General features: G+C 67.7%; 20 protein-coding genes and 1 pseudogene. 6 read left to right on the plus strand and 15 right to left on the minus strand.

Going from position 1 to position 20,700, the window contains the following annotated elements:
- Positions 1–112: 112 nt before the first annotated feature.
- The gene (locus tag BTO20_RS27860) at positions 113–1,678 is read right to left on the minus strand and encodes a PucR family transcriptional regulator (protein ID WP_087079193.1); all 1,566 of its coding nucleotides are present in this window, start codon (positions 1,676–1,678) and stop codon (positions 113–115) included.
- 174 nt (positions 1,679–1,852) lie between these two features.
- On the opposite strand from BTO20_RS27860, the gene BTO20_RS27865 reads away from it, so the two are divergent.
- Together BTO20_RS27865 and BTO20_RS27870 are read left to right on the plus strand one after the other, a co-directional pair.
- Positions 1,853–3,637: a thiamine pyrophosphate-binding protein gene (locus BTO20_RS27865; protein WP_087079194.1), complete on the plus strand. Its 1,785-nt coding sequence runs from the start codon at positions 1,853–1,855 to the stop codon at positions 3,635–3,637.
- A gap of 89 nt (positions 3,638–3,726) precedes the next feature.
- A complete protein-coding gene (locus tag BTO20_RS27870) occupies positions 3,727–4,584 on the plus strand; it encodes a mycofactocin-coupled SDR family oxidoreductase (RefSeq protein WP_087079195.1) in 858 nt (285 codons plus the stop codon).
- A 6-nt stretch (positions 4,585–4,590) separates the two neighbouring features.
- On the opposite strand, the gene BTO20_RS27875 is transcribed toward BTO20_RS27870, so the two are convergent.
- Entirely contained in the window at positions 4,591–5,604 is a 1,014-nt protein-coding gene (locus BTO20_RS27875) for an aldo/keto reductase (RefSeq protein ID WP_087079196.1), read from the minus strand.
- A 141-nt stretch (positions 5,605–5,745) separates the two neighbouring features.
- Entirely contained in the window at positions 5,746–6,462 is a 717-nt protein-coding gene (locus BTO20_RS27880) for an SDR family oxidoreductase (RefSeq protein WP_087082796.1), read from the minus strand.
- A gap of 70 nt (positions 6,463–6,532) precedes the next feature.
- Here BTO20_RS27880 and BTO20_RS27885 point away from each other — a divergent pair, with 70 nt between their 5' ends.
- Both BTO20_RS27885 and BTO20_RS27890 read left to right on the plus strand, forming a co-directional pair.
- Positions 6,533–7,408 (plus strand): LysR family transcriptional regulator, encoded by an 876-nt coding sequence (locus BTO20_RS27885; protein ID WP_087079197.1) that lies wholly within the window; start codon positions 6,533–6,535, stop codon positions 7,406–7,408.
- Between the two features lie 64 nt (positions 7,409–7,472).
- Positions 7,473–8,834, plus strand: coding sequence for a ClC family H(+)/Cl(-) exchange transporter (locus BTO20_RS27890; RefSeq protein WP_087079198.1), 1,362 nt, complete (start codon positions 7,473–7,475; stop codon positions 8,832–8,834).
- A gap of 65 nt (positions 8,835–8,899) precedes the next feature.
- Here BTO20_RS27890 and BTO20_RS40720 read toward each other — a convergent pair.
- Positions 8,900–9,094 (minus strand): annotated as a pseudogene (locus tag BTO20_RS40720) (hypothetical protein); the annotation flags it as partial.
- A 60-nt stretch (positions 9,095–9,154) separates the two neighbouring features.
- On the opposite strand from BTO20_RS40720, the gene BTO20_RS27900 reads away from it, so the two are divergent.
- Positions 9,155–10,444, plus strand: a complete 1,290-nt coding sequence (locus BTO20_RS27900) for an HNH endonuclease (protein WP_087079199.1) — start codon at positions 9,155–9,157, stop codon at positions 10,442–10,444.
- A 4-nt stretch (positions 10,445–10,448) separates the two neighbouring features.
- Here BTO20_RS27900 and BTO20_RS27905 read toward each other — a convergent pair whose 3' ends face one another.
- The 6 genes from BTO20_RS27905 to rplM form a co-directional block, all read right to left on the minus strand.
- Positions 10,449–11,909: a hypothetical protein gene (locus BTO20_RS27905; protein ID WP_232490877.1), complete on the minus strand. Its 1,461-nt coding sequence runs from the start codon at positions 11,907–11,909 to the stop codon at positions 10,449–10,451.
- Between the two features lie 21 nt (positions 11,910–11,930).
- Positions 11,931–12,227, minus strand: coding sequence for a type VII secretion target (locus tag BTO20_RS27910; protein WP_087079201.1), 297 nt, complete (start codon positions 12,225–12,227; stop codon positions 11,931–11,933).
- Positions 12,228–12,264: 37 nt separating this feature from the next.
- A complete protein-coding gene (gene glmM, locus BTO20_RS27915) occupies positions 12,265–13,602 on the minus strand; it encodes a phosphoglucosamine mutase (protein WP_087079202.1) in 1,338 nt (445 codons plus the stop codon).
- 145 nt (positions 13,603–13,747) lie between these two features.
- The gene (locus BTO20_RS27920) at positions 13,748–14,164 is read right to left on the minus strand and encodes a hypothetical protein (protein ID WP_083170957.1); all 417 of its coding nucleotides are present in this window, start codon (positions 14,162–14,164) and stop codon (positions 13,748–13,750) included.
- Between the two features lie 345 nt (positions 14,165–14,509).
- Positions 14,510–14,959 (minus strand): 30S ribosomal protein S9, encoded by a 450-nt coding sequence (gene rpsI, locus BTO20_RS27925; RefSeq protein ID WP_232491278.1) that lies wholly within the window; start codon positions 14,957–14,959, stop codon positions 14,510–14,512.
- 23 nt (positions 14,960–14,982) lie between these two features.
- On the minus strand, positions 14,983–15,426 hold the full coding sequence (gene rplM / locus BTO20_RS27930) for a 50S ribosomal protein L13 (RefSeq protein ID WP_083170960.1): 444 nt from the start codon (positions 15,424–15,426) through the stop codon (positions 14,983–14,985).
- Positions 15,427–15,739: 313 nt separating this feature from the next.
- Between rplM and BTO20_RS27935 the strand changes: the two genes are divergently transcribed.
- Positions 15,740–16,018: a hypothetical protein gene (locus BTO20_RS27935; RefSeq protein WP_087079204.1), complete on the plus strand. Its 279-nt coding sequence runs from the start codon at positions 15,740–15,742 to the stop codon at positions 16,016–16,018.
- A 6-nt stretch (positions 16,019–16,024) separates the two neighbouring features.
- On the opposite strand, the gene BTO20_RS27940 is transcribed toward BTO20_RS27935, so the two are convergent.
- The 5 genes from BTO20_RS27940 to eat all read right to left on the minus strand — a co-directional run bounded on the left by BTO20_RS27940 (position 16,025) and on the right by eat (position 20,511).
- Positions 16,025–16,435: a hypothetical protein gene (locus BTO20_RS27940; protein WP_087079205.1), complete on the minus strand. Its 411-nt coding sequence runs from the start codon at positions 16,433–16,435 to the stop codon at positions 16,025–16,027.
- 31 nt (positions 16,436–16,466) lie between these two features.
- Positions 16,467–16,727 (minus strand): hypothetical protein, encoded by a 261-nt coding sequence (locus BTO20_RS27945; RefSeq protein ID WP_232490878.1) that lies wholly within the window; start codon positions 16,725–16,727, stop codon positions 16,467–16,469.
- Between the two features lie 189 nt (positions 16,728–16,916).
- Positions 16,917–17,690 carry an ethanolamine ammonia-lyase subunit EutC gene (eutC, locus tag BTO20_RS27950; RefSeq protein WP_087079207.1) on the minus strand — a complete coding sequence of 258 codons (774 nt, stop codon included), beginning with the start codon at positions 17,688–17,690 and terminating at the stop codon, positions 16,917–16,919.
- Positions 17,687–19,102: an ethanolamine ammonia-lyase subunit EutB gene (locus BTO20_RS27955; protein WP_087079208.1), complete on the minus strand. Its 1,416-nt coding sequence runs from the start codon at positions 19,100–19,102 to the stop codon at positions 17,687–17,689. Before BTO20_RS27955 ends, eutC begins: the two co-directional genes overlap by 4 nt.
- On the minus strand, positions 19,099–20,511 hold the full coding sequence (gene eat / locus BTO20_RS27960) for an ethanolamine permease (RefSeq protein WP_087079209.1): 1,413 nt from the start codon (positions 20,509–20,511) through the stop codon (positions 19,099–19,101). The genes BTO20_RS27955 and eat overlap by 4 nt, the downstream gene beginning before the upstream one ends.
- Between the last annotated feature and the right edge of the window lie 189 nt (positions 20,512–20,700).

Here is a 20,700-nt window from a genome sequence, read left to right on the forward strand (position 1 = left end):
GGACGATGGGCTGCCCGCAATGCGGGTTATCCCAAATCTAGGAGCGCCGCTGCACGGGCACGACCCGCAGAGTGCGCAGCATCCGGCCAGGGACTACACACTCTGTGCAAGTTCAGCGATTCTCCTGCCGCTGTAGCAGGTCGTGCCCGCGCACCGCGAAAATCAGGGCCTGTCGGGTGTCGGGATCGTCCAGAGACCGGCCGAGCAGGCTGGTGATCCGCTCCAGCCGGTAGTACAGCGTGCGGCGTTGCACGTAGAGCTGCTGGGCGGCCTGTGACTTGTTGCCGTCGCAGGACAGGTAGCTGCGCAGCGTCGGCAGCAGCGGGCTGGTGGAGTTGGCATCGTGTTTGAGCAACGGGCCCAGCTCGTCCTCGATATAGCGGGCCAGCTCGGGACCGCCGGCCAACGATGCCAGCAGCCGCAGCACGCCGAGATCGTCGAAGCGGTGCACGGCCTTGTCGGGGCGCGCAGCGGCTACCGACGCCGCGCTGCGAGCCTGATCGACCGCGGTGCGCAGTTGCCCCGGACTGACCGGGCGGCTGATGCCCGCCCGCACATTCGCAGCCGACAACCGTTGGACCACTTGCTTTTCCGAGCTGGTCCGGGACAGACCCATGATGGCCAGCGTGTGCTCCCCGAGGTCGGCCACGACAGCGGGCACGTGCAGCGACCGGCAGAGTTCCTCCATGGCATCGTCGCTGGTGGCGCCCGGCGGGGTCTCCTTGCACACGTAGACCGCCAGCAGTGCGCGGTCCCGCAGGTCGCGGCCGATCCTCATGGCCCTGGTCACGAAGGATTCGCCCGAGATATCGCCCAGCAGCAACCGGTTCACCAGCGCGTTCTGCCGCTGCGCCGATTTCGCGCCGCTCTCGCGCGCACCGAGCAGCGCGATCGCGATACCGTCGGTGGCGCGGTCCAGCGCGTAGCCGGCGGTTCCGGCCAGCGGGCTGCCGCCGTGCAGCACGTGCAGCCAACCCCAGCGCTCACCGCGCAGCACCACTGCCCGCCGGGTGCAGTTGTGGGCGGAGTTGGCGTTGCTCGCGTCGCCACCGACGGTGTCGTGGTCGATGCGCGAATGGTGTTCCCACTCGGCGAGCACGGCGTCGCCGTCGGGCGACGGACCGGAGTACGCGATGACCTGGCGGGTCGCGTCCTCCAACACCACCGGGTGCCCGACCTCGGCGGCCAGCGCGTCGGTGAACAGCACCGGATCTCGCCCCGCCAGCAGCAGCTGCATGAAGGTGGCGTTGAGCCGTTCGTATGCGCTGAGGTCGAGCACCCGCTGGTCGACGATCGACTCGTGCACCTGCGCCGAGACCTCGACGAACGGCAGCTCACCGGCGAGTCCGACCAACGGGAAGCCGCGTTCGCGCGCCGCGTCGATCAACGGCTGCGGCATGCTGTCGAACGCCCGCCCGCTGAGTTCGATGACCAGTACCGCGGCTTGCGCGTCGGCGATCTCGGTGAGGTAGCGTCGTTGCCCCTCGGGCGTCGACCCGATGCCCAGTCCCGCAGTCAGCAGCATCTCGCCGCCGGTGAGAAACCGTGCGATATCGGGAACTTCGGTCGGGTGGACCCAGCGGACGGTGCGGTCGAGGTGTTCCTCGCCTGCGTAGACGTGCAGCGGTACCCGGCTGAACACTTCGAGCTGCAGCGCTGCCTGCACCGTCATCGCCATGGTTGTCCTCCGCTTCCCCAGGGGCGATTCAAGCAGTGACGCTCCCGCCAACCTGTGCAGCCACTTACTCATCCGCTGCGCAAACTGAGTCTAACGACGAGTGTCGACCAGTGGGCAGACTGGCGTCAGGCTGTATCTATCCCGAATAGTCACCCGACACGAAGGACACTCATCATGCCCAGGCTCAACGGCGGACAGGTCATCGCCCGCATTCTCAAGGAGTACGGCGTCCCCTACGTCGCAGGCATTCCCGGTCACGGCATCTGGGGTCTGATGGATGCGTTCAACGAGGACGAGTCCAAGATCCCGTTCATCCAGACCTACCACGAGCAGAGCGCGGTCCATCTGGCCGACGGGTTCTACCGGGTGTCCGGCAAGCCGATGGCCGCGGTGACCTCGATCGGTGCGGGCGCGTCCAACACGGTGCTCGGGCTTGCCACCGCCTACAGCGACTCCACCAGCGTGCTGGTCATCACCGGAGGCCCGCCGCGGCACATGCGTGGCCGCGGCGTGCTCCAGGAGCTGGAGCGCCAGAAGGACAACGGCTTTCCGCAAGTGGCAGAAGCGGTTTCGAAACGCAGCTGGGTGGCCAACAGCATCGAGGACCTGCCGTTCATCATGCACCGCGCGTTCAGCACGATGCTGACCGGCCGGCGCGGCCCGGCCCACATCGAGGTGCCGTGGGACCTGCATGCCGAGACCGCCGAGGTGAACTTCCACGATCTGGCCCGCCGGCTTCCGGTGGGGCTGCAGTATCCGGATCCGGAGGCGATCGAACGCGCCGTGGCACTTCTGGCCACCGCCAAGCGGCCGGTGATCGTGGTGGGCGGCGGGGCGATCAGCGCCTACGCCACCGATGAGGTGCGCGCCCTGGCCGAAGGCCTTGACATCCCCGTGGTAACGACGTGGAACGGCAAGAGCGCGTTCCCCGAGGATCACGACCTGTTCGTGGGCAGCGTCGGCCAGACCGGCACCATCCACGGCAACTACCTGGCCGCCAACGCCGACGTGGTGGTGTCCATCGGTTGTCGGTTCACCGACTGGTCCGCGTCGAGTTACGCCAAGGGACAGTCGTTCTCGTTCCCGCCGGCCAAACTCATCCACATCGACATCGACCCGCACGAGATCGGCAAGATCTACCCCGCCGAGGTCGGCATCCTGGCCGACGCCAAGCCCGCGGTGGCCGCGATCGTGGCCTCGCTGCCCGCCAAGCCCGACCGCACCGAATACCTCGCCGAGGTTGCGCAGCGCAAGGCCGACTGGGAGACCGAGCTGGCCGGCCGGCGCGACACCGACCGGTTCCCGTTCACGCTGCAGCGTCCCCTGGCCGCGTTGCGCAACGTGATGGACCGCAGCGGCATCGTGCTGGTGGGCTCGGGCAACACCCAGGGTGCGGTCAAGCAGACGTTCCCGGTCTACGAGCCGCGCACCCACCTCACCACGGGCGGGTTCTCGTCGATGGGCTGGCCGGTACCGGCCGCGCTGGGCGCCAAGCTGGCCGCCCCGGAACGTCAGGTCGCCACCATCACCGGTGACGGCGATTTCCTGATGACCGCCCAGGAGATCGGCGTGGCCATCCAGCACGACATCCCGGTGGTGTTCATCGTGCAGGACAACTCGGGCTACATCTCCATCCGCGGCGGCCAGCGCAACGCCACCGACCGCATCATCGGCACCGAGTTCAACCGGCCCGACGGCACGCCGTACAGCCCGAGCTTCAAGGCCTTTGGCGAATCATTCGGGCTGGAGTCGTTCCGGGTAGATTCGGCGGCCGATCTGGAGCCCACGTTCAAGCGTGCGTTCGACGCCAAAGCTCCCGTGCTGGTGGAGATCCCGACCGACCGCGACCTGGCCAGCCCGTTCGTGCCCGGTTGGCTGGACTTCCCGCCGCTGCCGCACATCACCGACGAACGCGCCGACGAGTACCGCGAGCGGCGCGCCAGCGAGCAGCACCAGTAGCACCCATCGCAGCTCCGCCACCGGTCGCACGCGACGGGTGGCGGAGCTGTTCTGTATCAACCTCATTCACCGAACAAGGAGCACTGCACATGAACCGTCTCGACGGCAAGGTTGCGTTGATCACCGGAGCGGCGCGGGGGCAGGGCCGATCGCACGCTTTGCGGTTGGCCGAAGAGGGTGCCGACATCATCGCTCTCGACATCTGCCGCCAGATCGCCTCGGTCCCCTATCCGATGGCCGACCTCGACGACCTGGCCACCACGGTCGACCTGATCAAGAGCCGGGGCAGGCGCATCTTCGCCGCCGAGGTGGACGTGAGGGACCTGCCGGGAATGCAGGAGGCCGTGGCCGCCGGTGTGGCCGAACTGGGTCGGCTCGACATCGTCGTGGCCAACGCGGGCACCCTCAACGACACCGCACCGCTATGGGAGCTCTCCGAGCGGCAGTTCCAAGACCAGGTCGATGTGAACCTGACCGGCGTCTGGAAGACCATCAAGGCGACGGTGCCAACCCTGTTGCAGCAGAACGAGGGTGGCGCCGTGATCCTCATCAGCTCGATCTCCGGCCTGACCGTGGAACTCAACGTCGGCCACTACGCGGCGGCCAAGCACGGCGTCAACGGGCTCATGCGCACCCTGTCCGGTGAGCTCGCACCGTACGGGATCCGGGTCAACTCGATCAACCCGACCAACGTCAACACCCTGATGATCAACAACCCGCGCTACAACCGGTTGTTCGCCGGCGGCAAGGAGGGCGCGACCCAGGAGGATGCGCTCCCCGCGCTCACCGCGATGCACGCGTTGCCGGTCCCGTTCCTGGAGCCCGTCGACGTCAGCAACGCCGTGGTGTACCTGGCCTCCGACGACGGCCGCTACATCACCGGCACCGCACACGTCGTCGACGCGGGTGCCCTCAATCCGTTCAAGGCACCCCACCTCGCCGGGTAGACGCGCTCAGGGGGTGGGCGCGTCGTCGCGGATCAGACCGGCGTCGCGCAGGTCGGCCCAGACCTGCTGCGGCACCGGCGATTCGAACAGCTCGGCGTTGCGCACCTGCTGGCTGCGGTTGCGTGCGCCGAGGCAGATGCTGGTCACCACCGGGTGCGCGTAGGCGAACTGCACGGCTACCGCCGGCAACGCCACCCCGTGCTTGCGGCAGATCTGTTCGAGATCAGCGGCTTTCGCCATGATCTCGGCCGGTGCCGGACCGTAGTTGAACCGGGCTCCGCAGACGGGCCCGGTGGCCAGCACCCCGCTGTTGTAGACACCACCCAGCACGATGCCGATGCCGCGTTCGGCGCACAGCGGGAACAGCGTGTCGAGGGGTTCCTGCTCCAGCAGCGTGTACCTGCCTGCGAGCAGGCAGATGTCGACATCGGTGGCCTTGACGGCCTCGACCATCACATCGGTCTCGTTGACCCCGAATCCGATGGCCCGCACCACGCCCTGATCACGCAGCGACTCCAGCGCCGGGAAGGCGCTCACCACGGCCTGCCGGAACAATTCGGGCTGGGCCGCACCGTGGGTGTAGTGATCGCAGTCGTGGATGAACAGCATGTCGAACCGGTCGGTGAGCATCCGTTGCATGCTCTGTTCGACCGCCCGCATGACGCCGTCATAGCTGTAGTCGAATTCCGCCACGAACGGCGGGATTTCGAGGTACTGGCCGTTGCTGGTCGGCGCATCGATCTCCGGTCGCAGTACCCGGCCCACCTTGGTGGACAGCACGGTATCGGTGCGGTCGCGGTCACGTAGCGCATGCCCGAGCCGGTATTCACTGAGCCCGTTGCCGTATCCGGGTGCGGTGTCGAAATACCGCATGCCCTGGTCCCAGGCCAGATCCACGAGCTCACGAGCCTCGGCGTCGGTGAACACCCCGTTGAAGTTCCCGATCGGCGCGCCGCCATAGCCGATCGCGGTGAACTCCAGGCCCGACCGTTCGTGTACGCGGGTATCCGACAGCTTCATGACAACCTCGCCTTCCGGGGCCCGGACGGTACCGGACCTTTGCCTCCGACGGTACGGTCGCCGCCTGCCGCAGAGGCGACACAATGTGCGAAATTCTTTGTCCACCAACTGCACAACGGTGACTATCGATCGAGGCCGCACTCAGGACAGCGTGCTACCGCCGTCGACGGTGAGCACCACGCCGGTGCCGAACTCCTGCTCCATGAGGTAGACATAGGCCCGCGCGGTATCCCCTACCTCACCGATGCGCCCCACGGGCAATTGACTGGCGAATTGCTCATATACGGCCTGCCGGTCGGCCTCACTCAACGTATCCCACAATGGCGTCCGAATAGGCCCCGGCGCAACGGTATTCACGCGCAGTGGAGCGAGCTCAAGGGCCAGTGCCCGGGTCATCGCGTTGACCGCACCGCAGACACCGGTGGGCAGCACGCCGAGTCCCGGCCGTTCGGCCGCGGTGCCGCTGGTGAGTGTGATCGACCCTCCCGGAGTGATCTGTGGCGCGAAAACCCTGATCGCAGTGAGGGCCCCGACGAAGCGGACGAGCATGAAGTTATTGATCGCCTCCGTCGTGAGGGCGCTGAGCGGAGCGAGTTCGAGGGTGTCCCCAGCGGTGTACACCAGATGCTCGATCGCGCCGACCTCCTCGGCCAGCTGGTCCAGAGCGGTCGTGTCGGTGAGGTCGACGGTCATGCCGCGGGCGCTGTCGGGCAACGTGGACAGCGCGTGATCCACGCTCGATTGCCGCCGCGAGGCCACGATCGGGATGCCGCCGCGGTCGGCGACAGCCGTCGCGACGCCCAACCCGATACCGGAGGTGCCGCCGATGATGAGGACGCGTGCGTTCTTGAGGCTCATGGCACCACCGTCCGCGCCGGCCGCGCCCGCGTCCAAGACTCTTTTCGTCGCGTATCGATACCCTTGGGGTATGACGGGGCCGGACCTGGACATCCGCAAGCTGCGTTACTTCGTCGCGGTCGCCGAGGATCTCAACTTCGGCCGCGCGGCGCGGCGTCTGCACATCGCCCAACCGGTCTTGTCCCGTCAAATCCGGGCATTCGAAACCGAACTCGGAGTCCAGCTGTTCATTCGGAGTTCGCGCGGCACCCAGCTCACCGCCGCGGGTACGCAGCTGCTCATCGACGCGAAACACCTCCTCGACGAGATAGCCGCAGTGCAGCAACGGTTGCGGGCGGCCACACCCACCACCACGATCACCGTCGGGGTTTTGCCGGGTATACGGGCCACCGCGGCGGCGGCCGCCTTCGAAGCCGCCGGCCTGAACCGCCGAGCCGTGGTGCGTCAGGTCAACCTGCTTGAGCAGGTCGAGGTGGTCCGCAACGGCGAGGTCGACGTGGTCTACGCACGCGAACCGTTCGATCACGACGGGTTGGCAACCGCGGCGCTACTCTCCGAACCTTTCGACGCGGTGCTGCCCGCCGACGATCCCCTGGCCGCGAAGCCATCGGTGCGGTTGGCCGAACTGAGCACGCGGCTGCTACTCCATGACCCCACGGTGCTGCCGGAGTGGACCTCGCTGGTCGCTCCCGAGCAGCGATGGGCACCACCGCGCAACAGGGTTCGCAGCGTGGAGGACAAGCTTGAACACGTCGCCGCGCGCGAAGGGTTCGTCGTCCTCCCGCGCTCGACGACGGCCTACTACCGCCGCCCCGACATCCGCGTGGTGCCGATCGAGGACCTCGGCCCCAGCGAAGTGACGCTGATATGGAATGCTTTGGTGGACAATCCGATTAGAGACGAGTTCATCGCGGCCGCACTGGCCTGTCGCGACGACACCATCTAACCGCCCGCCTGGACGTCTCCCTACTTTTAGACTCGGTTGGCCGGCGACGCGATCGAGATACGGGGTGGGCAATTTGGACGGGCAGGCGGGCAGCTGGCTGCGCAGTACGTTGACCGGGTGGCAAAAGCCCACGTTGCGCCCCGTCGACAACAGCGGCGAAGGCGCGGAAGGCCTGGTGGGTTTCGTCCTGGCAGCGGCGATGGTCGGCGCGCTGACCGGTCTGGCTGCCGCCAGCTTCCGGCTGCTTCTGGACCAGGCGGCCAAGTGGCGTGAGTCGCTGTCCGGCTGGGCGAACGGGACCTGGTGGGGCCTGATCGTCGTGGTGCTCATCTGCGCGGTGTGCACGGCGGTCGCGGCGTCATTGGTGGCCCGCGTCGAGCCCAATGCCGAAGGTAGCGGCATACCCCGCGTCGAGGCGGTCGTCGAGGGCCGCGCCCAGCCCGGCCGCTTCCGGATCCTGCCGATCAAGTACGTCGGTGGCCTGCTGTCACTCGGATCCGGCTTGGCGCTCGGGCGCGAAGGCCCATCCGTGCAGATGGGCGGTTCGATCGCAGTCATCGTCGCCTCCGTGACGCGCCGGTCTCAGGCTGATCTGAGAATCCTGGCGGCAGGCGGTGCAGCTGCCGGCCTGGCAACGGCTTTCAACGCGCCCATCGCCGGTGGCGTGTTCGTGTTGGAGGAACTCGTCAAGCGCTTTGACCCTCGAACCACTCTCGCCACCCTGGTGGCCTCGGCGTCGGGGTTCATGGTGGCCTATCCCCTCGTCCATTCCGGCACCGATTTCCACATGCCGCAGCTGGCCGAACCGCGCCTGGGAGACGCCGGCTGGGTGGTGGTGGCCGGGGTCGTCACCGGTGTTCTGGCCGTGCTGTACAACAAGGCCATCATGTTCGGTCTGCACAAGACCGACACCAGCCGATGGCCGGTGGAAGCGCGCGCCGCCGTCATCGGCGGGAGCGTGGGAATTCTGGTGTGGTGTGCGCCAGACCTTGCCGGCGGCGGCGACAACCTCACTCAGCAAGCACTTCTGGGACACGGCACGACCTGGGTTCTCATCGGAGTGCTGGCGTTGAGGTTCCTCCTCGGTGTCGCCTCCTATGCGGCCGGGACGCCGGGCGGCCTGTTCGCGCCGATGCTCGTGCTCGGGGCCGACACCGGGCTCATCGTCGCACTCGTTGCCGCTCACTTCATGCCGCATGCCGCGCCCGATCCAGCGGCACTCGCCCTGATCGGCATGGCAGCGTTCTTCACCGCCAGCGTGCATGCCCCGGTTACCGGACTCATCCTTGCCACCGAGCTCACCGGCGTGACCAATCAACTGCCACCGATGCTCGGTGCGTGCGCCACCGCACTCCTGGTCGCCATGGTCCTCCGGTCGCAGCCCATCTATGGTCTGCTCGCCGACCGGGCTGCCACGCGCACCTGAGTTGGTGTGTCGGCCTGTTCGAGTCGTTGCCTCACGTGAGCGTGCGCGCTTGTTGACTGGGACTCGGGCATGCCCAGCACCGTCCAACAGACCGTCAGCGCCGCGATCACCTCCGGGCCGTACTTCACCGGCCGCGGATTGCGCGGGGCCGGGACCTTGGGCCGTACCGCGGCTTTGAGCGCTTTGCGGGCATGATTGCGATGCCACCCGGTTTGGCACACAACTCCTACGAACGCATTTTCAATGAGGCAACGAATCACCCGTACGCGCGCATTTTTGATGAGTCAACGCGGTCGGTGGGCGGGGGTAGTATCGCTCATATGTTCGATTTGTCGGGGTTGGCGCAGGTCAGCGAGAACGCTGACGAGGCTGCACTGCATCGGCGGATCGAGGAACTGGAGCGGGTGAAGTCCGCGGCGGCGGCCGGGCAGGCTCGCTGTGCGGCGTTGCTGGATGCGAAGCGCCGCGCCGCCGACGCGGCCGCGGGCGTACCGCGCGCCAAACAGGGCCGCGGGGTCGCCTCGGAGGTCGCCCTGGCCCGCCACGATTCCCCCAATTGCGGCAACCGCCACCTCGGGTTGGCCAAGGCCCTGGTGCACGAGATGCCGCACACCATGCGCGCGTTGGAGTCCGGGGTGCTCTCCGAATGGCGCGCCACGTTGATCGTGCGGGAATCGGCCTGCCTATCGGTGGCGGACCGGCGGGTGTTGGACGCCCAGATGTGTGCCGACCTCACCCGACTCGACGGGATGGGCGACGCGCGCATCGAGGCCGAAGCCAAGAAGATTGCCTACCGCCTGGACCCGCAGGCCGTCGTGGACCGGGTCGCCAAGGCCGCCGAGGATCGCACCGTGACCATCCGGCCGGCACCGGACAGCATGGCGCGGGTGACGGTGGTGGTGCCGGTGCAGCAGGGCGTCGGGGTGTTTGCGGCGTTGAAACACCGTGCCGACACCACCTTTGATGGCCGCACCCGCGGTCAGGTGATGGCCGACACGCTCGTCGAGCGGGTCACCGGCCGCCCCGCTGACGTTCCCGAGCCGGTTGCCGTCAATTTGGTCATCTCCGATCAGACCCTGCTCGGTGATGACGAGCACCCCGCGGTCATCGAGGGCTACGGGCCGATGCCCGCGGCGGTGGCCCGCCACTTGGTGCGGGCCGCGGTGGGCGATAAGCGGTCGCGGGCGACGCTGCGGCGGCTGTATCGGCATCCCAAGTCCGGGGCGTTGGTGGCGATGGAGTCGCGGTCGCGCCGGTTTCCCCAGGCGCTTGCCAAGTTCATCGGGTTGCGTGATCAAACCTGCCGCACGCCGTACTGCGACGCCCCGGTCCGGCATCGGGATCATGCCCACCCGCACGCCGCCGGCGGGCCGACCAGTGCGCTCAACGGCCTCGGTGCCTGTGAGCGGTGCAACTACGTCAAAGAATCACCCGGCTGGGAGGTCCGGACCTACCTCGAAAACGGGGTCCACACCGCCGAATTCGTCACCCCCACCGGCGCGCACTACCGCTCGACCGCGCCGCCGCCACCGGGCCCCGTCGAACTCTACGAAAGCGCGACCGAACTACAGGTCGCGATCGAACTCGCACGCTGCCCGCAAGCCGCCTAGCGGCCTAACCGCCCACCTGCGGTAGCTCGTCCGCGGCGATCTCGCACGGCGTCTTACCTGCGGGTGCCACCACCGGCTCGGCCGGTGAAACCGGCACCGCGGGCGGCGCGACAGTGGGCGCAGGTGCCTGCGGCGCAACGGGTTCGGCGGTTTCGACGGGCTCCGCGGGCTCGACGGTGTCTGCAGCTTCGGTTGCGGTATCCACGGGCACTGCCGCCGCGTCCTCCTCGGGTGTCTCGCCTTCAGCTTCGGCGTCGCCGGCTTCAGAGTCGTCAGCTTCGGCGTCGTCAGCTTCGGGATCGTCCGCAGCTTCGTCCGGGTTTTCCTCGTCCAGATCGTCGGATGCGTCCTCATCGTCGGCCCGCTCTGCGACGTCCGGAGTGTCGAACTCGTCCGAGAGCGCAGCGTCGGTCGCAGGCCCGGATGCTCCGTCCGCCGACGATCCGATCAATCCGCCGAACAGGTCGGCCAGTTGTTGACCGATACCCGAGAGCCCCGAACCGAGGCCGGTCAACCCGGCCCCCGTCGGCCCACCGCCGGGCGGCGCACCCCACGCCGCCGGGTCGAACGCCGCGGGACCGGTGGCAGCGGCAGCCGGATCGGCCGCGGGAGGTGCGAGAGGTGGTGCAGGAGAAGCACTCTGAGGAGGCATGAGCGGCGCGCCGATCGGGGCGGCCCAGGGCGGCGGCTCGGCATGGTCGGACGGCATGAAACCGGCGGGAACCGTGCCGGCGCTGACGACGGGCGGATCGGCCGGAACAGCAGCGAACGGGCGCGGTGTCCATGATGGTCCGAGATCGCCGGGGATCTCAAAGACCGGGGCTGGCGTATCGGTGAGTGCGGTGATCGCGGATGCGTACGCGTCGGACACCGCGGTATGAGCCGAGCGCATCGCGGACAGCCACTCCACGCCAATGTCGTTGTCCACGAACGGTTTCACCTGTGCATCCATCAGTTCGCTCGCCGTGTCACGATCCCCTAGACCGGTCCGCACCGTGCGAGCCGCAGCCAACCAGGCCTCCCGCTGCGTCGCACAACGCTGGGCGATCCGCTCGGTGACCGCGACCTTGCCGTCGACGGCCTGCCACAGCTGATCGCGCAGCCAGGCGACGGTGTCGGCGGCTCTGCGCACCGCAGCGACGGCCTGCTGTGCGGTGCCGCCGTGGCGGCCCAGAAACTCCCGCGCGGCCTGCGCCCCGCGCCCCTGCCACGCCTGCGCGAGTGCGCTGAGCTGATCGTCCTGCCGCCGCAGTGCCCGCTCGGCAGATCCCGCGGCCGCGGCCAGCGCCGCACCGTCGGCGTCGAGCACCCGCAGATCCAGGCCGTCCTCGCCTGCGTACCAGTCCTGCACCTGCCCCATATGCGTGGTGAGGTCCGGATGTCGGTAGCCCAAAAGCCCACAGGCCCACACGAATTCGGCGAAATCCTCGACGTTGGCCTGTCCGCTGTCCAAACGTGCTGCCACATCAACGATTTGGGACACGTCTCAGCCCACCCTGGCAGCTGCACCGGCATCGGCAGCGACGTAGCGGTCGGTGGTGCTGCGCAGTACCGCAGCCACCTCGCCTGCCGCGCGGGCCCATTGCCGCAGTGGTGCGGTCCGCTCGTCGAGCGCGGTCCGCAGCGCTTCACCCGAGGCGGTGTGGTCCCGACCGGCCGTGGCGCCGTCGAACCGCAGTCGTATCCCGACACACGACTCGATGATCTCGGCGGCAGCATCGTATTGACGTGCCGCATCCAGCAGTGCCCCGACGTCGACGTGGGCCGCGTCAACTTCTCCCATGCCCGGTTTAGACGCAGCGGGCCGCGGAGCGGTTCCCTTAGTTCTGTGCGCTCACCGATTCGGCCACGCGGACGGCGAGCCGGCGGGCGGTGTCCTCGTCGGCAGCTTCCACCATCACCCGGACCACCTGCTCAGTACCGGACGGCCGCAACAGGATTCGCCCGGTGCTGCCCAGCTGGGCCTCGGCCTCGGCGACCGCGGATTGCACCGAAGGCGACTGCGCCACGGTGGCCTTGTCCGCAACCTGGACGTTGATCAGCACCTGCGGCAGCGTGCGCATCGGCTGCGCCAACTGGGCCAAGCCGGCCCCGGTCTGCGCCATCCGCGACATCAGCCGCAGACCCGTGACGATGCCGTCGCCGGTGGTGCCGAAGCTGCCGATCACGATGTGCCCCGACTGCTCACCGCCGAGGGAGAATTCGCCGGCCCGCAGTTCTTCGAGCACATAGCGGTCCCCGACGCTGGTGGTACGGACCTCGATACCGGCGGCCCGCATGGCCAGATGCAGGCCGAGATTGCTCATCACGGTGGTGACCAGCGTGTTGGACGCCAACTCGTTGGCCTCCTGCATGGCCAGTGCGAGCACGACCATGATGGCGTCGCCGTCGATCACCCGGCCTTCGGCGTCGACCGCCAGACAACGGTCGGCATCGCCGTCGTGCGCAAGGCCCAGATCGGCGCCGTACTCACGGACCGCGGCCTGCAGGACGTCGAGGTGGGTGGACCCGCAGCCGTCGTTGATGTTGAGCCCGTTGGGTGCGGCGTTGATGGCGATGACGTTGGCGCCCGCGGCCCGGTAGGCCAACGGCGCAGCCGCCGACGCAGCGCCGTGCGCGCAGTCCACCACGACGGTCAGCCCGTCGAGTCGGGTGGTGACGGCCTTGCTGACGTGGCGCAGGTACCGGTCCAGCGCGTCCTCGGCGTCCTGCACCCGGCCGATCCCGGCACCGGTCGGCCGCATCCCGGGACCGGAGCTGACCAGTTCCTCGATGCGGTCCTCGGTGGCGTCGTCAAGCTTGTGCCCACCCGGACCGAAGATCTTGATGCCGTTGTCGGGCATCGGATTGTGTGAGGCCGAGATCATGACGCCGAAATCGGCGTCGTAGGCCCCGGTCAGATACGCCACCGCGGGCGTCGGTAACACCCCGACCCGCAGCGCATCGAATCCTTCACTGGTCAGCCCGGCGATCACCGCGGCCTCCAGCATCTCGCCGCTCGCCCGCGGGTCACGGCCCACGACCGCGACACGGCGGCGTGCCCCACCTGCAGAACCCAACCTACGAGCGGCCGCAGAGCCCAGCGCCAGCGCCAGCTCGGCCGTCAGATCGCGATTGGCGACTCCGCGCACCCCATCGGTGCCGAACAGTCGACCCATACCCACAAATTTCTCATAAGAAGGGCATAAAGAGCCAACTGAGGTCCCCCGCAGCCATGCCGCCGCCGAATCGGGATCCCCTCGAGATCCGGCGGGTGCGCCGCCCGCACCACAATGCGGATGCGGGCGGCGCGCGCCGAGCTGACTACTGCGCCGGGGCGTGCGTTGCCGTCGGCACGGGCAACGGGGTCGACGTCGGGGTGGTCGACTTCGTGCTGGGCGCGGTGGTCGGGGCGGACTGGGTCCCCTCCGCGTTGCTGGAATCGTTCTGCCGCAGGTCGACCGCACCCAGGCTGCTGTTGCACACGTTCTGGTCGCCGCCGTTGGCGTCGACGGCCTCGACCGCAGGGGTCACCTGCCCGACGTCGCGATTGCACACACTGCCGACGATCTGCGCGGCCGTCGCGACAGGAACGTTGTGCAGTGTGCCCGCGGTGCCGACGACCACGTCGACCTGTCCGTCGCCGCGAGGCTCGGCGTTGGCCAGGCCCAAACCAACCGACGCCAACAATGCGCCGCCCAGGGCGGTACCAACCGTCACACGCTTCATCGTGCTCTTCATCAACCAGTCCTTTCAGTCAGGAAGCGACCCGGTCCCCCATCGAGCTGACTGACCCGTACCGGCGGGCAGGTTCGGCCTGCCCAGACGCATATCCGCGCCCCGCTCGGCACCCAGGGTTTTCCATTTTCCGAGCGAATGTCAAAACGAATGCACGAAAAATTAAGCCATTAGGCCGACTATCGGATTAACTCGATTCACGCGATTGCAAATGCGTATGGACATGAGCTGGTGAATTACAAATAAGAGCCGATGGTGGGATGATTACTGATATCGCCAGACTGGGATAAATAAGAAAAACCGCCGAGCGTGGAGATTCCACACCCGGCGGTTTGACGGCGAAACAGATCAGCGCTTGCTGTACTGAGGAGCCTTACGGGCCTTCTTGAGGCCGTACTTCTTGCGCTCGATGGCACGCGGGTCACGCGTCAGGAAGCCGGCCCGCTTCAGGGCAGGGCGGTCCTCCGGCTGCACCAGGATCAGCGCCCGGGCGATGGCCAGACGCAGCGCGCCGGCCTGGCCGGACGGGCCGCCACCATCGAGGTGGGCGTAGACGTCGAAGCTCTCCAGCCGGTCAACGGTGACCAGCGGGGCCTTGATCAGCTGCTGGTGCACCTTGTTCGGGAAGTAGGCCTCCAGGCTGCGGCCGTCCAGGTGGAACTGGCCGGTGCCGGGCACCAGGCGCACCCGGACCACAGCCTCCTTGCGGCGGCCGACGGTCTGGATGGGACGGTCGATGATGACCGGCTCGCGGTGCTCGACGACCTCTTCGACGGCCTCCGTCACAACGTCGGCCACGGCCTCGGTCTCGTTCACTTCGGTCACTGGGCCACCTGCTTGATCTCGAACGGAACCGGCTGCTGCGCGGCGTGCGGATGCTCCGGACCGGCGTAGACCTTCAGCTTCTTCTGGATCTGCCGGCTGAGCTTGTTATGCGGCAGCATGCCGACGATCGCGTTCTCGACGACGCGGGTCGGGTGCTTCTGCAGCAGCTCGCCGATGGTGCGCTTACGCAGACCACCGGGATAACCCGAATGGCGGTAAGCGAACTTCTTGGTGAGCTTGTCGCCACTGACGGCGATCTTGTCGGCGTTGATGACGATGACGAAATCGCCACCGTCCACGTTGGGCGTGAATGTCGGCTTATGCTTGCCGCGGAGCAGCTTGGCTGCTTCGACGGCGAGCCGGCCGAGCACCACGTCGGTGGCGTCGATGACGTACCACGACCGCGTGGTGTCACCCGCCTTCGGCGTGTATGTAGGCACAGCGCTTACCTCTCTCGTTTCGGGTTGCCCCGTTGTGGTTGTCGGTCCGGCGGATGCGTCTCGGTGTTCCCGGCGACCGACGTTGACCCGGGACCCGCTTGCCCGTGAGGGCAGCACACGCCAACGGAGCAGCCTACCGTGCACTGTCGGCGCAGGTCAAAACGCCGTTTCGCGAGACGCCCGCACTCCGCGCACCGCCCGGAAAGCAAATGCTCAATAGTCTCGAAGGCAACTCACAAGAAAGACCGGCCCGAATTCCCAGATTACCGGCGTCCACTCAATTCACCTGCTCTAGAACCAGGGGGTTCGGATCATGGCTGCCGAGAAGAAGATCAGCGTAAGAGCACTCGCCGCCGTGGTAGGTGGTGGCGCAGTGTTGGCATTGGGCTGGCTGGGCGTCGCATCGGGTGGATCGAGCACGTCGTTGGCCGTACACCTACCGCCGCCTCCACCCACCGTGACCTCACCGGCCATGCAAATCGGGGCGACGACCACAACCGAGGCACCCGTCACCCAGCCGCTGGTCGCCAAGGCAAAACCGACCATCAAGGGTCCGGCCGCGCTGCCGTCAGAGGAGGCCGGCCTGCCCTGAGTGGGCCTAACCCGCAGGCGCCGCCGGCGCGGGCGTGGTGGAGGTCTTGGCCGCCGCCGCAGCGGCGCGGCCCTCGGGACTGCCGAGCGAGTTGCCGGGAGCCTTGGCCGACGCCACCGCGGCATCGCAGTTGAGCGACACCAATGTCTGGTTGACGGCCGAGCCGCTCGAGTTCGGCGCCGGCTGCTCCGTGTGGTCCACCTGGTTGGTGACGACGCAGTCCGACCACGCCAGGCGGTCACCGACGGTGGTTCGGACCACGGGCGTGTAACCGGCGCCGCTGAGCGTGGTGCTCGCGTCGCCGTACTTCTGGCCGACGACATTCGGCGAGGACGCCTGCGCGAGCCCACTGAACACGAGCGACATCGCCGGCGCGGCGGCGGCAATCGCGGCCACGCCGAGAATGCGTGAGTTCATCACTTCAACCTCCTCCTGCGCGGGTCGGCCGTTAACCCGCCGGGCTGGCGGCTGAGGTCGTCACCGTCGCCGTGTTGCCGATCTTCATCTGCCCGATGGCAGGCTGGCTGTAGGTGGTGCCTCCCGGCGCGTCACCAGATCCGGCCAACGGAAGACCGAGACCAGTTGGACCGCTATCCGGTTGCGCGAGTGCGAATCCCGCCATCGCCGCAACGGCACCGGCGCCGATCACAACGCCGAGAACTCGTACGCGGCGGCGCCGGGATGGGACCCCTGCGTGGTTTGTCTCCATAGGACAATCTCACGCCGGATTCTGTGGAGCAGGCTACCCCTACGCTGTGTGATCGCTGAATCAGCGAACTCGCATGAGCCCGGCAGGATCTTCACGGGCAACGTTGCGGCACAAGGACTTACGCGGTCACGCCACAGGACTTGCCCAGCGCTCGACCGAAAAGCTTTCAGGCCCAACACCGCTACGGAATCAGGTGAGCTCCGCGGCACCGCCGGGACCGAGCGTCGACGTGCGCGAGGTGTCCTTGAGGTCGACGCCCGAGCGGCCGAGCTCACGCGCCCCGGCCACCAGGCCGGCCGCCACCCGGGCCGCCTCGGCGTATCCGAGGCCGTCGGGCGGATGGATGTTGGAGATGCAGTTGCGGTCGGCGTCGGTGCGCCCCGGCTGCGGCAGATGCGTCAGATAGATGCCCAGGCTGTCGGCGACGCTGAGCCCCGGCCGCTCCCCCACGATCACCAGCAGAGTCCGCACGTGCGCGCGCGCTCCGACGTGGTCGCCGAGGGCAACTCTGGCCTGGGTGGCGATCACCGGCGGAGCCAGGGTGTAGCGCTCCTTCAGCTGCTCGACGAGCGCGGCCAGCAGGGCCGCCCCATGGTGATTCAGGGCTGTCGGCGACAACCCGTCGGCGAGCATGAACCCGATGTCGGCCGGGGTGTCGGGCACGCTCATCGAGTCGGCGGGCATCCGGCCGAGGTCGGGCCTGCGCAGGTATTCGTCGCGGGAGATGGCGCGGCTGGTCACCACCGTCGGGTCACCGATGCCGACCCGGCGCACCTCCTCGGAGAGCCTCTCTACGTCCAGCGGCACGTGCACGGCATCGCGGGCAGCGGCATGCGCGGCGGCCAGCTCGAGCACCCGCCGGGTGGGCAGTCCGTTGCCGGCCCTTCCCAGGCCGATCCGGGCCTGGGTGGTCTTGCGCAGCTCGTCCCAGAACTCCTGTACTGCAACGTGGTTGACGCTCACAATGCCTCCGCCGAAGTGAGCGACCGGAGCGCCGAGCGTTCCAGGTCGAACGGGGTGAGCCTGCCGGTTTCGTCGACCATGCCAACGGTGCGCAGCCAGGCCTCGAACTCCGGCGCGGGCCGCAGTCCCAGGGTGCGTCGCGTCGTCAGCACGTCGTGGAACGACAGGCTCTGATACCCCAGCATCACGTCATCGGCACCCGGCACGGTGATCACGAACGCCACGCCCGCCGCGGCCAGCAGCGTCAGCAGCGTGTCCATGTCGTTCTGATCGGCCTCGGCGTGGTTGGTGTAGCAGACATCCACGCCCATCGGCAGGCCCAGCAGCTTGCCGCAGAAGTGGTCCTCCAGACCGGCCCGGATGATCTGCCTGCCGTCGTAGAGATACTCGGGGCCGATGAACCCGACGACGGTGTTGACCAGCAGCGGCTGCAGGTCGCGGGCCACCGCGTACGCGCGGGTCTCCAGTGTCTGCTGGTCCACCGGCTTGCCGCCGACACCCAGGTGGGCGTGCGAACTCAGCGCCGAACCCTGCCCGGTCTCCAGGTACATGACGTTGTCGCCCACAGTGCCCCGGTTCAGGCTGCGCGCGGCCTCGTTGCCCTCCCGCAGGAGCGCGATGTTCACGCCGAACGCGGTGTTGGCGCCCTCGGTGCCGGCGATCGACTGGAAGGCCAGGTCCACCGGAGCCCCGGCTTCGATGAGCCCGATCGTGGTGGTGATGTGCGACAGCACGCAGGACTGGGCCGGGATGTCGTAGCGGGTACGGATCGAATCGAGCAGGTGCAGCAGGTCGGCGGTGGCCTGCGGCGAATCGGTGGCCGGGTTGATCCCGATCACCGCGTCACCGCAGCCCAGCAACAGCCCGTCGAGCACCGCCGCGGCGATGCCGCGTGGGTCGTCGGTCGGATGGTTGGGCTGCAGCCGGGTCGCCAGCGTGCCGGGGGTGCCGACGGTGGTGCGGAAGGCCGCGTGGGTGCGCATGGCAGCCGACACCGCGATCAGATCCTGGTTGCGCATGATCTTGCTGACGGCAGCCACCATCTCCGGGGTGAGCCCGGCGGCGATCGACGTGATGCGCTCAGCGCTGTCGTCGTGCGACGCCGTCTCCAGCAGCCAGTCCCGGAAGCCACCGACGGTGAGGTGGGACACCGCCGAAAACGCTTGGCGGTCATGGGTGTCCATGATCAGCCGGGTCACCTCGTCGGTGTCGTACGGGACAACCTCCTCGGTGAGGAACGTGTCCAGCGGCAGGTCCGCGAGCACCCAGGCCGCGGCCGCACGCTCCCCGTCGTGTTCGGCTGCGCATCCGGCCAACTGATCACCCGAACGCAGCGGGGTGGCCTTGGCCATCACCTCGACGAGCCCGTCGAAGGTGTAGTTGACCCCCGAAACCTGTTGCTGGTACTTCATTTCAGTTCGCTCTCCGCTTCTGCCAGCATCGCGAACTCCTCATCAGGCGAGTTGGCCACCAGGCGGTGGCGGCTGTACACGGCGAAGTACACCATGAATGCCGCGAACACGGCCAGACATAGCCCGGCTGCCACCGGATTGACCAAGAAGGTCGCGATGACGGCCAGCACTGCGATGACGAGCGCGACGCTGGTGGTGATGGCGCCGCCGGGAGTGCGGTACGGCCGCGGCATGTTGGGTTCCCGCACCCGCAGCACGATATGGCTGACCATCATCAACACATAGCTCAGCGCGGCGCCGAAGACCGCCATGTTCAGCAGCAGGTCGCCCTTGCCGGTCAGCGACAACAGGAAGCCGATGACGCCGGGCACGATCAGCGCCAGTGTCGGCGCCTTGCGAGAGTTGGTCACCGACAGCGCGGTGGGCAGGTAACCGGCCCGCGACAACGCGAACAGCTGACGCGAGTAGGCGTAGATGATCGAGAAGAAGCTCGCGATGAGGCCGGCCAGCCCGATGTAGTTGACGAGCCGGGCTGCGGTGGTGTCACCGAGCGCCTCGACGAGCGGGTTGCCCGAGTCCGACATCTGCTCGGCCCCACCGGCGCCGGTGGTCAGCACGAGCACCACCGCGCAGCTCACGAGCAGCACGCCGATCGCCGCGATGATGCCGCGCGGGACGTTGCGCTCGGGATTGGCGGTCTCCTCGGCGGCCAGCGGGACGCCCTCGACGGCCAGGAAGAACCAGATCGCGAACGGGATGGCGGCCCAGATGCCGAGGTAGCCGTGCGGCAGGAAGCTCGAGGCCCCGGCAGCGTTGTGGTCCACGGCGATATTGGTCAGGTTGGCGACGTCGAAATGGCCGACGGCGGCGACCGAGAAGATCAGCAGACCCACCAGCGCGATGGCCGTGATCACGAACATCACCTTCAGCGCCTCTCCGACACCGGAGAGGTGGATCCCGATGAACAACGCGTACGCCGCCAGGTAGACCCACCAGCCGTTGGTGATTCCGAACAACCCGAGCGATTGGACGTAGGCGCCGATGAACGTGGCGATGGCCGCAGGCGCGATCGAATACTCGATGAGAATCGCAGTGCCGGTGGCGAATCCGCCCCACGGGCCGAGGGCCCGGCGGGCGAACGTGTAGCCGCCGCCTGCCGCAGGCAGCGCCGAGGACAGCTCGGCCATCCCGAGCACGAGCGCCAGGTACATGCCGGCGATCACCACGGCGGCGATCGCCAGGCCACCGAATCCGCCCTGCCCGAGGCCGAAGTTCCAGCCTGAGTAGTCGCCGGACACGACGTAGCTGACGCCGAGGCCGGCCAGCAGCAGCCAGCCCGCGCTTCCGGATTTGAGCTGGCGCTTCTGCAGATAATCTGCGCTTTCGAGGTGTTCCTCAACAGCAGACACTTCGAACTCCTTAATATGCAAAGCTTTTCGATGAGCTGGCACGTCAGCGCTCAGCGCGACATTTCCTCCGGGGCCGTCCCGCCCACCGAAGTTAAAGGTCCGTAAATCGACCTTTAACTAGTATCACTTGACCCGGCTCAGATGTCCAGGGTGAATTTGAAAGCCGTATCCTCTTGTATTTCAAGACTT

Source organism: Mycobacterium dioxanotrophicus, from assembly GCF_002157835.1.
GTDB classification, from domain to species: Bacteria; Actinomycetota; Actinomycetes; order Mycobacteriales; family Mycobacteriaceae; genus Mycobacterium; species Mycobacterium dioxanotrophicus.